12 protein-coding genes are annotated in these 13449 nt (G+C 69.7%); 6 read left to right on the top strand and 6 right to left on the bottom strand.

Annotation, left to right across the window (positions count from 1 at the left end; genetic code table 11):
• The first annotated feature begins 20 nt into the window (after positions 1-20).
• On the top strand, positions 21-428 hold the full coding sequence (locus tag Q7X29_RS26600) for a hypothetical protein (RefSeq protein ID WP_316575709.1): 408 nt from the start codon (positions 21-23) through the stop codon (positions 426-428).
• A 1-nt stretch (position 429) separates the two neighbouring features.
• Here the strand turns inward: Q7X29_RS26600 and Q7X29_RS26605 are convergent, their stop codons facing one another.
• Together Q7X29_RS26605 and nrdF are read right to left on the bottom strand one after the other, a co-directional pair.
• Positions 430-1587 carry an epoxide hydrolase family protein gene (locus Q7X29_RS26605; RefSeq protein ID WP_316575710.1) on the bottom strand — a complete coding sequence of 386 codons (1158 nt, stop codon included), beginning with the start codon at positions 1585-1587 and terminating at the stop codon, positions 430-432.
• A gap of 113 nt (positions 1588-1700) precedes the next feature.
• A complete protein-coding gene (gene nrdF, locus Q7X29_RS26610; protein WP_019048442.1) occupies positions 1701-2663 on the bottom strand; it encodes a class 1b ribonucleoside-diphosphate reductase subunit beta in 963 nt (320 codons plus the stop codon).
• Positions 2664-3021: 358 nt separating this feature from the next.
• On the opposite strand from nrdF, the gene Q7X29_RS26615 reads away from it, so the two are divergent.
• Both Q7X29_RS26615 and Q7X29_RS26620 read left to right on the top strand, forming a co-directional pair.
• Positions 3022-4014: a hypothetical protein gene (locus Q7X29_RS26615; protein WP_218716697.1), complete on the top strand. Its 993-nt coding sequence runs from the start codon at positions 3022-3024 to the stop codon at positions 4012-4014.
• A 126-nt stretch (positions 4015-4140) separates the two neighbouring features.
• A complete protein-coding gene (locus Q7X29_RS26620; protein WP_218716698.1) occupies positions 4141-5118 on the top strand; it encodes a peptidase in 978 nt (325 codons plus the stop codon).
• A 40-nt stretch (positions 5119-5158) separates the two neighbouring features.
• On the opposite strand, the gene mgtE is transcribed toward Q7X29_RS26620, so the two are convergent.
• The gene (gene mgtE, locus Q7X29_RS26625) at positions 5159-6616 is read right to left on the bottom strand and encodes a magnesium transporter (protein ID WP_316575711.1); all 1458 of its coding nucleotides are present in this window, start codon (positions 6614-6616) and stop codon (positions 5159-5161) included.
• Positions 6617-6971: 355 nt separating this feature from the next.
• Positions 6972-7553 carry a TetR/AcrR family transcriptional regulator gene (locus tag Q7X29_RS26630; RefSeq protein WP_316575712.1) on the bottom strand — a complete coding sequence of 194 codons (582 nt, stop codon included), beginning with the start codon at positions 7551-7553 and terminating at the stop codon, positions 6972-6974.
• Positions 7554-7633: 80 nt separating this feature from the next.
• On the opposite strand from Q7X29_RS26630, the gene Q7X29_RS26635 reads away from it, so the two are divergent.
• Positions 7634-8320: a DUF899 domain-containing protein gene (locus Q7X29_RS26635; protein WP_316575713.1), complete on the top strand. Its 687-nt coding sequence runs from the start codon at positions 7634-7636 to the stop codon at positions 8318-8320.
• Here Q7X29_RS26635 and Q7X29_RS26640 read toward each other — a convergent pair.
• Positions 8299-8832 carry a hypothetical protein gene (locus tag Q7X29_RS26640; protein WP_316575714.1) on the bottom strand — a complete coding sequence of 178 codons (534 nt, stop codon included), beginning with the start codon at positions 8830-8832 and terminating at the stop codon, positions 8299-8301. The two genes, Q7X29_RS26635 and Q7X29_RS26640, sit on opposite strands and share 22 nt — an antisense overlap.
• Before the next feature lie 179 nt (positions 8833-9011).
• Between Q7X29_RS26640 and Q7X29_RS26645 the strand changes: the two genes are divergently transcribed.
• Both Q7X29_RS26645 and Q7X29_RS26650 read left to right on the top strand, forming a co-directional pair.
• Positions 9012-10004 (top strand): LLM class F420-dependent oxidoreductase, encoded by a 993-nt coding sequence (locus Q7X29_RS26645; RefSeq protein ID WP_218716703.1) that lies wholly within the window; start codon positions 9012-9014, stop codon positions 10002-10004.
• A gap of 411 nt (positions 10005-10415) precedes the next feature.
• The gene (locus Q7X29_RS26650) at positions 10416-11879 is read left to right on the top strand and encodes an endoglycoceramidase I (protein WP_449411952.1); all 1464 of its coding nucleotides are present in this window, start codon (positions 10416-10418) and stop codon (positions 11877-11879) included.
• A 101-nt stretch (positions 11880-11980) separates the two neighbouring features.
• On the opposite strand, the gene Q7X29_RS26655 is transcribed toward Q7X29_RS26650, so the two are convergent.
• Positions 11981-13387 (bottom strand): DUF2252 domain-containing protein, encoded by a 1407-nt coding sequence (locus Q7X29_RS26655; protein ID WP_316575715.1) that lies wholly within the window; start codon positions 13385-13387, stop codon positions 11981-11983.
• Positions 13388-13449 lie beyond the last annotated feature (62 nt).

The following is a 13449-nucleotide window of genomic DNA, read 5'->3' on the forward strand; positions in this document are numbered from 1 at the left end:
CCGCTGTACGAGGAGGAAACATGGCTCAGGATTCCGAGGGTGCACCGATCCCGCCCGCGTCCGACAACGCCGCCGATCTGGACCTGCCGTGGGCCCCGCGCGACCATCCGTGGAGCGGACACCGCGCCGAGCACGACGCGCTCGAACGGGCCAAGGGCGATCCGCGGAAGCTGGCCGGAATCTATCTGTACCGGCAGCCCGGCGGTAACCCGGCGACCGAGGCCGACTACAAGTTCCCGGTCGCCGACATCATCGACGGACAGCCCACCCGCGTCTTCCACGCCGTCGCCAATGCCGCGGCCCGGCTCGACCAGGCCGATATCCCCGAGGCCGACCGCACCCGGGTCAAACACCGGATCAGCGAGCTGTACCGGGACGCGGCGAAGGCCTTCGACCACCCCGATCTGCGGGCGCCCTGGGATCGCTGAGTCAGCGCAGGCCGCGGAAGAACGCGCGGATGTCGCCGACCAGTAGCTCCGGCGCCTCCATCGCCGCGAAGTGCCCGCCCCGGTCGAACTCCGACCAGTGCACGATGTGGGCATTGCCTTCGGCGTAGCGGCGAATGGCGACGTCCTCGGCGAAGACCGCGACGCCGGTCGGCGTGGTCGACGGGGTGCTCGACCACGAGCGGGTGTGCGTGGCCTCGTAGTACAGGGCGGCCGAGGAACCCGCGGTGCCGGTGAGCCAGTAGAGCATCACATTGGTGAGCAGCCGATCTCGGTCCACGGCCGCCTCCGGGAGTCCGTCGGCCGGGAACGTCCACTCCTTGAACTTCTCCACGATCCACGCGAGCTGACCGATCGGTGAGTCGTGCAGACCGTAGGCGAGGGTCTGCGGCCGGGTCGCCTGGATCCGGAAGTAGCCACTGCCCTCGCCCTTGAACTGCGCGAGCCGGTCGAGCCGGGCCAGTTCGGCCACGGTCATCGTCGCCTTGTCCGCGTCGGTGACCGGCCCGAACGGCAGGAAGCCGACGGTCGCGGCATTGACGTGCACGCCGATCACCCGGTCCCCACCCGCCCGCCCGACCTCGGGGGTGATGAACGCGCCCCAGTCACCACCCTGCGCGCCGAACCGCTGGTAACCGAGCCTGGTCATGAGCTCGACCCAGGCCGCGGCGATCCTGGCCGGATTCCAGCCGGCGTCGGTCACCGGGCCGGAGAACCCGTACCCGGGCAGCGAGGGGATCACCAGATGGAAGGCGTCGTCGGGATCGCCGCCGTGGGCGCCGGGATCGGTGAGCGGCCCGATCACGTCCAGGAATTCGACGACCGACCCCGGCCAGCCGTGCGTGAGCAGCAGCGGTGTCGCGTCGGGCCGGGCCGAGCGCACATGCAGGAAATGGATGCGCTGGCCGTCGATCTCGGTGGTGAACTGCGGGAACGCGTTCAGTTCCGCCTCGGCCGCCCGCCAGTCGTAGGTGGTGCGCCAGTACTCGGCCAGTTCCCGCAGGTACCCCACCGGAACACCGCGGCGCCACTCGGCGCCCGGCTGCTCGGCGGGCCAGCGCGCGTCGGTCAGCCTGCGACGCAGATCGTCCAGGTCGCGCTGGGCGATGTCGATGCGGAAGGGAGTGATCGCGGTGCTCATCCCCGCGACGCTACGGACCGAACGCGATCTCGGGAACACCGTGTTCGCCGCCCACCGGAAATCGGTAGGCGGCGAGGCGGATTCGGCCGCGCGGGCTCAGGACGCGGGTTCGCTCAGAACTCCCAGTCCTCGTCTTCGGTATTGACCGCCTTGCCGATGACGTAGCTGGAACCCGAGCCGGAGAAGAAGTCGTGGTTCTCGTCGGCGTTGGGCGACAGCGCCGACAGGATCGCCGGGTTCACCTCGCACTCGTCCTTCGGGAACAGGCCCTCGTAGCCGAGGTTCATCAGCGCCTTGTTGGCGTTGTAGCGCAGGAACTTCTTGACGTCCTCGGTGAGGCCGACCTCGTCGTAGAGATCCTGGGTGTAGTCGACCTCGTTGTCGTAGAGCTCGAAGAGCAGCTCGAAGGTGTAGTTCTTGAGCTCGTCGCGCTCGGCCTGGGAGACCAGCTCGAGGCCCTTCTGGTACTTGTAGCCGATGTAGTAGCCGTGCACGGCCTCGTCACGGATGATCAGGCGGATCATGTCGGCGGTGTTGGTCAGCTTGGCCCGCGAGGACCAGTGCATCGGCAGGTAGAAGCCGGAGTAGAACAGGAAGCTCTCCAGCAGGGTGGAGGCGACCTTGCGCTTGAGCGGGTCCTCGCCGTTGTAGTACGACAGGACGATCTCGGCCTTGCGCTGCAGGTTGCGGTTCTCCTCCGACCAGCGGAACGCCTCGTCGATCTCCTTCGACGAGCACAGCGTGGAGAAGATGGAGCTGTAGCTCTTGGCGTGCACCGACTCCATGAACGCGATGTTGGTGTACACCGCTTCCTCGTGCGGGGTGAGCGCGTCGGGGATGAGCGAGACCGCGCCGACGGTGCCCTGGATGGTGTCCAGCAGCGTCAGGCCGGTGAAGACCCGCATGGTGAGCTGCTTCTCGTCGGGGGTCAGGGTGTTCCAGGAGGGGATGTCGTTGGACACCGGCACCTTCTCCGGTAGCCAGAAGTTGCCGGTCAGGCGATCCCAGACCTCGGCGTCCTTCTCATCGGGCACCCGATTCCAGTTGATGGCGCTGACCCGATCGATGAGCTTCATTCCGCCTCCACACCTTTCCGCCTGACCGTTGACCCGCACCGCCGCCGTGTACGAGCCCGTTCACCCTGAACACTACTCGTAGTGGGTGACATCTCCCGCCAACACAACAGCTTGTGTTGCAGCGCATCGAACCCCGCCGCTCCGACAGGACACCCGCGCCACACACGCGGCCCCTATTGTGCGGCACGACCGCCGCGGCACCACCATCGCACCGCCCGTGATTCGCCACATACGCGCGCGACCGCGTCCCCGCGTGAATCCGGCCACGCGAGGTGCCTTTGCATTCTCACCGGGCACCCGGCAAACTGCGGCTCGCGTGTCCCCGCACGGACACGCGATCACGACAGGGGGATCCACCATGCTCCGCCGGCTGCTCGGCACCACTGTCGCGGCACTTCGCCCGCGCCGGCTCGTACCGCTGATCGCCGTGGCGCTGACCGTGCTCGCGTGTCAGCGCGCGGGCACCCCGGACACCATGCCGACCGGCGGATTCTGGTCCACCGCAGCGGTTTCCGATCAGGAGAAGGCCACGGTGCTGCGCACGGTGCGGGCGATCGACGTGTGCGCGCTCATCCCGCGCGAGTCGGTGACGGGGCTCGGGACCGTGCGGGATGTGGAGAACGTGCACCCGAACCAGTGCCGGATGGGGATCGCGGTCGACGGGCACCTCACCGGGATCGACGCGACCTGGACCACCGGGGTGATGTTCTCCGGCGAACCGACCATGGACGCGCCGGTGACCGAGCAGGCCATGGGCGATGTGCGGGTCCTGTTCGACGACGAGCCGTCCGGCTCGGCCGACCCGCAGGTGCGCGGCAGCTGCCAGGTGTGGGCGCGGTTCGTCGCGGGCGCCGATCTGTCGATGAGCGTGCGGGCGCCGAAGGACGCGTGCGCCACCGCCGAGGCTCTGATGCGGATCGCGCTGAGCGAATGGCGCACGGAGCCGGCGCAGGGCAGCTCGCCCGATTCGGACCGAACGGTGGTCACCGGCGCCGATCCGTGCGCGGTCGCGCCGCTGCTCGGTATCCGGGTGCCGGTGGCCGATCAGGGCGTCACCACGTGCCGGCTGACCATCGACGGTCACCAGGCCATCATCACCTACGACTACAACGAGGAACGCTCGATCACCGACGACACCCCCGCCTTCACCGTGGGCGCGCGGCAGGTCTACCGATTCGACGCACCCGCCGCGCAGTCCGGCATCGCCTCGCTGACCGCGATCGTCGGCCCCACCATGGCGGCGGGCCCCACCGACGCGCTGCTCGGCCCCCGCGTGCCGACGGTCTCGGTCACCGCCGATTCGGGCGCCGCCGAGAAGATCATGCGCGAGACGCTGCCGCTGCTGAACTGACTCGCACCCGGTCACAACGTTCTGGGAACGACCGACGCGAGTTGTTTGCGGCCTGGTTGCCCCGGCGGGCAGACTCGATGGTCGGGCGCGCGTCCGAGCCCGGATCCGTCGAGGACAGGGGTGCTGATGGACCGCAGGTTGGCGCTGGCCGCTGTCGCGTTGCTCGTCTGCGCCGGCTGCGGCGGCGACGACTCGGCGCCCGACCACGAGAAGTTGCCGCCGCTCCCGCCGCCGGTGATGCCCGCTCCACCGCCGGAGTTCTGGTCGCAGGTCCCACGGGATCAGGCCGGGCGGGACGCGGTCGCCCAGGCGACCCGACAGGTCGACGTCTGCGCCGTGTTGCCCCGCGAGACCTTGGCACCGCTGGGCGACATCACCGGTGTGACCGTCGGCTTGGACTCGTGCCGGGCGATCCTGGGCAGCACCACCTCCGGCGAGGGCACCACCCTCACCTGGCACGCCACCCTGCTGCCGGGCCTGACCCCGAGCGCCCGGGGCGTGACCGAGCAGCTCGGTGACGTGACCGTGCGCTCGGTTCCCGACCGCGACGCGGGCGAGCCCCGCTCGTGCGGCGCGACCGCCCACTTCCCCTCCGGCGCCGCGTTCTACCTCGGCCTATCGACACCGCCGGGGAAGAATCCGTGCACCGTCGCCGACGAGCTGGTCCCCGGCATGATCGACCGCTGGCGGCAATCGCCACCCCAGGGCACCTCCCCCGACACCGTGCCGACCGTGTTGCTCGGCGCCGATCCGTGCACGGTCCGCACGAAACTCGCCGACACCGTCCCCGACGACGAACAGCGTCTCACCCAATGCCTGTTCGGTTACCGCGGCGAGAAGATCACCGTCGGCTACGAGTACCGGGTACCCGCTTACCTCGCCGCCAACAGCACCGAGGAACACATCGACGGCCGCGTCGTGCACCGCTCGGTCTCGGTCTACGACAACCGGATTCCGATCTACACCGCCGCCGTCGGCCCCGAGCTTCCGGCCGAATCCACCGCCTTCGGCCGCCGCATCCCGATCGTGGAGGTCGTCGCCGCCACCGACGACGTCGCCCGAGACGTGATGGCGCGCGCCCTCACCTTGTTCCCCCAGGGCTGACGGCGACCCGGGGCCCCGGGTCGCCGCGGCCCGGATCGGGTCAGATGCCGAGGACGAGCTTGGCGGTGGTGAAGTAGATGATCAGGCCGGTGGCGTCGACCAGGGTGGTGACCATCGGGGCCGAGACCACGGCGGGGTCGATGCGGAACTTCTTGGCCAGCAACGGCATCGTGCCGCCGATGGTGGCGGCCCAGCCGCAGATGATGACCAGGGTGATGGCGACGACGACGGCGATCTTGGGGCCGACGAACAGCGTGCCGATCAGCAGGCCGGCCGCGGCGAGCATGCTGCCGAGCACCAGGCCGACCCGGCATTCCCGCCAGATCACCTTGAACAGGTCCGACGCCCGCACCTCGCCGACGGCCAGGGCGCGCACACACGCCGTCGCGGCCTGCGCGCCCGCATTGCCGCCCGCGCCGATCAGCAGCGGGATGAACAGCGCCAGGCTGGCCGCCTGCTCGAGCGTGGTGGAGAAGACGTCGGTGACGCTGACGGTCAGTGTGGCGGCGAACAACAGCAGCATCAGCCACAGCGCCCGGTAGCGCGCCAGCTGGAACACCTTGGCGGCCATGTAATGGCCCTCCCACGGCGCCGAACCGGCCTGCTTGGCCACGTCCTCGCTGTCGGCGGCCTCGAGCACCTCCATCGCGTCGTCGATGGTGAGCAGCCCGACGACCCGGTCCTCGCTGTCGACGACGACCAGGTTGATGTCGTTGGTGGAACTCATCAGGCGCGCGGCCTTCTCGGCGGAGTCGGTGGCCCGCGCGAACGCCGGTTCGGTGACGACCAGCTCCGACACCATCGCCTCCGGCGCGTGCAGGACCAGCTCGCGCAGTTCGACGATGCCGGTGAGCCGACGACCACAGTCGACGACCGGCAGGGTGTACACCGTCTCGGCGTTGCCGCCCTTGGCACGCACCCAGGCCAGCGCCTGCGCGACGGTCAGATTATCCGGCAGCGCGACGACTTCCGGCGTCATGTACAGGCCGACCGAACCCTCCGGGTAGCCCAGCAGCGCAGCGGTCATCCGGCGCTCGCGCGGGCTCAGCCCGGCCAGCACCTTCTTGGCGACCTTGGCGGGCGCCTCGTGCAGCATGCGGGCGCGGTCGTCGGGGTCCATCGCCTCGACCAGATCGCGAAAGCTCTTCTCGCGCAGGCCCTGCAGGATCTGCTGCTGGTCGACCGGCTCGAGTTCCTCGAACACGGTGATCGCGCGATCCTTGTCGAGCAGCCGGAACACGACGCCCGCCTGCACGGCGTCCATCCGGGCCAGCGCGTCGGCGATGACATGCGGCGGGCGGTTGTCGAGCCACTCCATGGCGCCGTCGACCCGGTGGGTCTCGACGAGGTGGCGCACCGATTCCGACAGAATCTCCAGCGCCTCGGTCACCGAATGATCATCGGCGCCGGAGCGGTGGTGCTGCTGCGGCGAATCCGCTTCCGGCACAGCGGAATCGGCGGCTACGTGACGGGCTTCGACGAGGTCGATCTGCGACATGGGAGAGTCCTCTGGCGCGACAGCGCGCATGCCTGCGGCCTGGCCGCGGGGATGCTACGTGAGTGAATCGGGAGACGGTGTTGTCCACCGCGGGCGTCCACCGCCACAGCCGTCACGCACAGCCGAAGGAAATCGACCGGGAATCAGCGAGAGAGCGAAGGGGCGACGCCGCGCGGCCTTCGACTGGGGGGTTCGCTGCGCATCGCAACACCACCTCCTCGTCGTCGCTGCAGGCCATCGCCAGTGCAGATCGCTCGGAGTACCCACCCGGGCACACCCTTCCACCTGCAGGGTACATGCGGAGCCCAGACGTTTCATCTTTACACCGACGTACCACTGGTCACAGTGACCTCGATCACATCGCGGGCGGCAATCCGGCGACCACCGTGTCGACCGCCTGCTCGGCAAGGCGCCACACCTCGGCGCGATCGAGATGGCGCAGCGGCCCCCGCAACGCCAGCTCGGCGAAGCCGTGCACGGTGGACCAGCAGCTCCAGGTCGCCGCCGGACGAGCGGCGGGCGCCAGATCACCGACGTGGACCATCATGTCGAGCGCGTCGGCGAGGGCCAGGTAGGCGGGCGAGTCGAGCACCGACTCCGGCGAGGTGTCGCCCGTGCCGAAGAACGCGACGGCGAACCAGCCCGGCTCGGCCAGCGCGAAGGCGATATAGCCGAGGCCGACGGCGCGCAGGCTGTCGCGCGGGGTGGCCAGGCGCCGGTCGGTGGCCATCCCGGTCGCCATCGCGGCCTCGATCGCCGCCGACACCGCGCGCAGCAGCGCCTGCCGGTCCGGAAAGTGCCGGTAGGCGGCGTTCGGCGTGACGCCGACCCGGCGGGTGACCTCGCGGATCGTCAGCGCGTCGGGACCACCGGCCCGGGTGAGCTCCAGCCCGGCCTCGACGAGCGCGGCGGCGAGATCGCCGTGGTGATACGCCAACCCTCGAGCTCCCTCCGACCGAAGTGTACGGTGTGAACATATCAAATGTGCACGCCGTACACATTCAAGGAGTGGCCCTCATGACCGCATTGCCGACCATCGTCGATCGCGACACCTGGCAGGCCGAACTCGACAAGCTCCGGATCAGAGAGAAGGCCGCGACGCGCGAACTCGACGCCGTCGCCGCGCAGCGACGGCGCCTGCCCGCCGTCGAACTGCCCCCGTACACGCTCGAAGCCGAAGACGGGAGCGCTGTTCCGCTCGCCGAGGTCTTCGACGGGAAGTCCCAGCTGATCACCTATCACCACATGTGGACCGACGGGAACACCTGGCAGTGCCCCGGCTGCACCGGCCTCACCGCGCAGTACGCCCGGCTGGACTTCCTCGCCGCCTACGACGCGCGCTTCGTCATCGTGACCCAGGGCCCGATCGAGGAGGCTCTCGCCTACAAGCGCCGCGTCGGCAACACGATGACGTGGTACTCCACCCACGACAGCCCGTTCGGCGCCGACATGGGCGCGGGCCCGGGCGCGGGCTTCGCGGTCAACACCTTCCTGCGCGACGGCGACACCGTCTACCGCAGCTGGCACACCGACGGCCGCGGCACCGAACAGCTCGCCTACACCTTCGGCCTGATCGACGCGCTCCCCTACGGCAGGCAGGAGGAATGGCAGGACAGCCCCGAGGGCTGGCCGCAGTCACCGACCTACAGCCGCTGGCCCAGCTCCCAGGACATCGCCGCCTCCTACGGCGACCCGAACGCCTGACCCGCCGCGTAGAGATCCGCGCGGATCACCCGCTCGACCGCGGGCCAGTCCGGCGTGTGACACAGCCAGTCCGGCGCGGGCGCGGTCTGCGCGCCGAACAGGTACAGCCGCGGCACCAGCCCGCGCAGCGCCGCGTGCACGTCGAGGCGGTCGTCGATCATGTGGGTGATGCCCAATTCCGCGCAGTGCGGCGCCTTGTCGGCGCGGGTGCGACAGAACCGCAGGTGCTCGCGCGGGATGCCGGTGCGCGCGGCGAAATCGTGGTGATCGAGCCACTGCCTGGTGCGTTCCTCGATCCGCGGGCCGCATTTGGAGATCACCCAGGCGTTGCCGCCGAAGCGGGTCACCAGGCGGGCCAGCGCGTCGAAGGCGTGCGGAGTGGGCGGGGTACTCATCGCCTCGGCGAAGCCGCCGGACAGGAAGACCGTGTCCGCGGCACCCGGCGCGAGCGCCGCCCCCTGGATGACCCGGCCGAAGTCCACGCCGAGGCGTGGTTGTCGCATATCGTTCATACGGCTCTCAGCATGCCCGCCCGCGACGGCCTCGCCAAGCGAATAACCGCCGGTCCGGGATTCAGCGCGCCGAGCGTTCAATAGTTGCCTCGGTGCGCGGCAGTGGGAAAAGTGGGCAGGGCAGCCGCGGTGCGAGGCGCCGCGACCTCCGGCTCGATCATCACACTGAGGAGAATCACGTGCGCTTCGGCATCTTCGTCCCCCAGGGCTGGCGGCTCGACCTGGTCGGTATCGAACCGGCGGACCAGTGGGCGGTGATGCGCGAGCTCGCCCAGCGGTTCGATACGGGCACCGACTGGGAATCCCTCTGGGTCTACGACCACTTCCACACCGTGCCGGTGCCGACCAACGAGGCCACCCACGAGGCGTGGACCCTGATGTCGGCGTTCGCGGCCAGCACCTCCCGCGTGCGGCTCGGGCAGATGTGTACCGCCATGAGCTACCGCAACCCCGCCTACCTGGCCAAGGTGGCCGCCACCGTCGACCTGATCTCGGGCGGCCGGGTGGAGATGGGCATCGGCGGCGGGTGGTACGAACACGAGTGGCGCGCTTACGGTTACGGCTTCCCGCCGGCCGGTGAGCGACTCGGCCGCCTGGACGAGGGTGTGCAGATCTTCCGGCAGGCCTGGCGGACCGGCCGGGCCACCCTCGACGGGAAGTACTACCAGGTCGACGACGCGATCGTGCACCCGAAGCCGTTGCAGGAGAACGGCATTCCGATCTGGATCGCCGGTGGCGGCGAGAAGAAGACGCTGCGGATCGCCGCGACGTACGCCGACTACACCAACTTCAGTGGCGAACCGGCGGAATTCACCCGCAAGTCGGAGATCCTGCGCCAGCACTGCGCCGAGGTCGGCACCGATTTCGACGCGATCACCCGCAGCGCCAACTTCAACGCCATCATCGGCAGCACCGAATCCGAAGTCCAGGAACGCCTTTCCGCCGTCATCGACCGCTACACCCCGTTCCTGGGCGCCGACGAGGCCAAGGCCCGCGTGCACGAGCAGTTCGACACCAGCGCCGCCGTCGGCACCCCCGAGCAGATCATCGAACGCCTCACCGCCGTCCAGGATCTCGGCCTCGACTACGCCATCTGCAACTTCCCCGAGGCCGCCTACGACACCTCCGGCATCGAACTCTTCGAACGCGAAGTCCTGCCCGCCCTCCGCTGAACCACCCGGGCCCCCGCGATCGCTTCGCCGACCCACAGGAGCGACGCGGGGGCGGATCGAGCTCGCCGCTCCGGCGAGCCGCCCGCACCACCTCGGTCGGTCTCGACATCCCACAGCTGCTCCCCGTCGCCGTGGCGCCCGGTGATGCGCTGGTCGGCGATGTTGCTGACGATGGTCGTCGCATCGACGGACGCCGCCCCGAGGTCGGTCCCCACCGGGCCCCGACATCTCCTCCGGCCGTGGCGATTCCACTCGTGTGGCCTTGACCACATCGGTAGTCCGACGCTATGGTCTCACGCCAGTACTTGGACGTGCGTTCAGTTGGACGCATGTCTACCAGTGGATCGAGGAACACTGATGGCGAGAGCGGGCATTCGACGGCGGCGAGGGCCGGGGCGATCGCCGAGGTGGGTGGCGGCGTTCGCGCTGGCGATCGGCATGATCGTGAGCGGCGCGATCGCGCCCGCGAGTGCGGAGCCGGGAGTGACACCGCTGCGGGCGCAGGGGGCGGCACTGGTGGACGGATTCGGGCGGACCGTGCTGCTGCACGGAGTGAACACCGTCGACAAGGACGCGCCGTATCTGCAACCCGGTGACGGGTTCGCCCTGAGCGACGACGCGGCGGCGCTGCTCGCCCGGCACGGGTTCAACACCGTGCGGCTCGGGGTGTCCTTCGACGGACTGATGCCGACCGAGGGCGTGGTCGACACGGCCTATCTCGATCGCGTCGAGGCGGTGGTGGATACCCTCGCCGCACACGGGATCTACACCCTGCTCGACAATCATCAGGACGGGTTGTCGCAGATCTGGGGCGGCAACGGCTTTCCCGAGTGGGCGATCCGGGCCAGGCCGGGCGACGGCGAGCCGAATCCCGGCTTCCCGCTGTACTACCTGATGCCGAGCATGAACGCCGGGTGGGACGAGGTCTGGAACAACACCTACGGCGTCCTCGATCATCTCGGGACCGCCCTCGGCGCCCTCGCCGAGCGGATGAACGGGCGCGCGAGCGTGCTCGGGATCGAACTGCTCAACGAACCCTGGCCCGGCACACCGTTTCTCACCTGCTTCCCGGACGGCTGCCCGGACTTCGACGCCGAGTACCAGCGCGCGCTGCAACGGCTGACCGACGCGGTGCGGGCGCGCAACGGCGCGGTGCCGGTGTTCTGGGAGCCGAACGTGACCTGGAACGAGACGATGCCCAGCCATCTGGGCAAGAATCCGCCGATCACCAGCCCGAACATCGTGTTCTCCCCGCACGACTACTGCATCCCCAGCCAGCTCGCCATCTACCTCGGACTGTCCGAGGAACTGCGGGCGGTGTGCCCGGTGCAGCAGGACAAGACCTGGTCCAACATCGACTCCTTCACCGACCGCACCGACATCCCCACCCTCGTCACCGAATTCGGCGACGGCGACCCGACCGTGTTGCGCAACAACACCACCCGCGCCGACGAGCGCTTCATCGGCTGGCACTACTGGCATTTCCGCGGCACCGGCGCCGACCCCTTCCACGGTGACCTCGGCCGCGAACTGGTCCGCACCTACCCTCGCGCCACCGCGGGCATCCCGGAGGCGATGGTGTTCGATTCGGCGACCGGCGATTTCGCCTACCGCTACCGGCCGGCAGCCGCGTCGGCCCCGACCGAGATCTATGTCTCCGACCTGGCCCTGCCCGACACCTACGAGGTACAGGTCAGCGGCGGCCGGGTGACCTCGCCGACCGGAGCGCGGGTGGTCACCGTGGAAGCCGACGGCGCCGCACCGGTCACCGTCCGCATCCACCGCCCCGGATCGCAGGGTGCCGAGTTGCCCGACGGCAGCGGCACCGGCTCGGCATCGGACCTGCCACGCATCCTCACCGGTTCGGCGGGGTAGTCGTGTCGTCGCTGCGCCGCCACTTCCCCGGCAGCGCAGCGACGATGCCGACCGTCCCGAGACGCCGTCACCGGTCACGCGTCCCGACGTGCCTCACGGGATCAGGCCCAGCCGACCTCGTGGGCGTCGACCGTGCCGTCGGCGATCGCGGCCACCAGTTGCGCGTGGTCGCGCTCGTTCTGGTCGGCATAGGCGCGGGCGAAGTCGACCAGGGCGGTGTCGGTGCGCTCGCTGCGGCCCAGGTAGTCGGCGATGCGGGCGGCGTCGCCGGAGCGGGCGTGGGCGCGGGCCAGTACCCGGGCGCAGGCGGTGGCGAACTGTTCGAGTTGGGGTGCGACGAGGGCGCCGTCGGCGGTGATCTTCATGTCCCGGAACTGACGGACGTAGAAGTCCATGCCGTCCACGCTGGTCCAGCCGAGGAACTTGTCGGTGGTCGATTGCAGCATCCGCTGGCCGTGGGCGACCCGCGAACCGTGGTTGTCGTAGCGGCTCGGCGCCAGGAAGTCCTCGTAGACCGAGCGGCCCGCCTGTTTGACCTGGATGAAGAACGGGTCGCCGGTCCGGCGCTCCTCGAGCAGGGCCAGGTAGACCCGCATCCCGACGCTGCCGACGCCGACCACCTGCCGGGCGACATCGACGACCCGGAACCGGGTCAGCAGCGACCAGATGTGATCGGGCACCGATTCGGCGTAGTCGTGCACGACCGCCCCGACGAGCCTGCGCTGGTCGCCGCCGACCGCCACCCGGAACGGTGGGAGCTCGGTGATCCGCCGTCGCCCGTCCCGGATCTCGGTGAACTTGCCGAACGCGCCACGGCTGGTGCGTTTCACCGACCCACGCCGGATCTCCTTGCGCGCCAGCTCCTGTGCGCGGGGGCCGAAGTAGCCGAGGAAGTCCTCCACGTCGACCCGCTCATACCAGATGTCGAGCTCGGGGGTGCGCGCGTACTCGGCCATGGCGCGGCGGTACGCGGCCGAGGTCGCCGCCACCGCCGCGTCCGACCGCGCCGCGGGCACCCCGTTGTCCCGGCCGAGCACCACCAGCGAGGCCACCAGGCGTTGCAGATCCCACTCGAACGGGCCGGGCAGCGTCTCGTCGAAATCACGCAGGTCGAAGACGAGATTGCGCTCGGGGCTGGCCCACATCCCGAAGTTCAGCACGTGCGCGTCCCCGCACAGCTGCACGCCGATTCCGGTATTCGGCCGGGAGGCCAGGTCCGCGGCCATGATCGCGGCACCGCCGCGATAGAACGTCCACGGCGAGGCCGCCATGCGCGCCATCCGGATCGGCACGAGATCCGGCGCCCGCAGCGCGTTCTGCGCCAGCACGGTCGCCAGCGCGTCGTGCCCACGCTGCCCGGGATCCCACGCGCCGAGGGCCGAACGCGGCACGATCTTGCGCGAATCCCGGCCTCGCCCAGCCTGTTCCGGCCGTTCGATCCGCTCGCGCGGCGCCAGCGGAAGGTCGAGCCCGTCCCCCACCGTCTTCCCATGCTCCGCGACGGACATCCGGCCTCCTCGGATCGACGCACTGCGCTGCGACACAACAGGGTTGCCTTCCACCGTAACCG

Origin of the sequence: Nocardia canadensis, from assembly GCF_032656385.1 — a bacterium.
Lineage (GTDB): Bacteria > Actinomycetota > Actinomycetes > Mycobacteriales > Mycobacteriaceae > Nocardia > Nocardia canadensis.

Excerpts from the sequence above, each read along its gene's own strand:
- Q7X29_RS26600 (WP_316575709.1), top strand. The coding sequence starts at position 21 with ATGGCTCAGGATTCCGAGGGTGCACCGATCCCGCCCGCGTCCGACAAC.
- Q7X29_RS26605 (WP_316575710.1), bottom strand. The coding sequence starts at position 1,587 with ATGAGCACCGCGATCACTCCCTTCCGCATCGACATCGCCCAGCGCGAC.
- nrdF (WP_019048442.1), bottom strand. The coding sequence starts at position 2,663 with ATGAAGCTCATCGATCGGGTCAGCGCCATCAACTGGAATCGGGTGCCC.
- Q7X29_RS26615 (WP_218716697.1), top strand. The coding sequence starts at position 3,022 with ATGCTCCGCCGGCTGCTCGGCACCACTGTCGCGGCACTTCGCCCGCGC.
- Q7X29_RS26620 (WP_218716698.1), top strand. The coding sequence starts at position 4,141 with ATGGACCGCAGGTTGGCGCTGGCCGCTGTCGCGTTGCTCGTCTGCGCC.
- mgtE (WP_316575711.1), bottom strand. The coding sequence starts at position 6,616 with ATGTCGCAGATCGACCTCGTCGAAGCCCGTCACGTAGCCGCCGATTCC.
- Q7X29_RS26635 (WP_316575713.1), top strand. The coding sequence starts at position 7,634 with ATGACCGCATTGCCGACCATCGTCGATCGCGACACCTGGCAGGCCGAA.
- Q7X29_RS26640 (WP_316575714.1), bottom strand. The coding sequence starts at position 8,832 with ATGAACGATATGCGACAACCACGCCTCGGCGTGGACTTCGGCCGGGTC.
- Q7X29_RS26655 (WP_316575715.1), bottom strand. The coding sequence starts at position 13,387 with ATGTCCGTCGCGGAGCATGGGAAGACGGTGGGGGACGGGCTCGACCTT.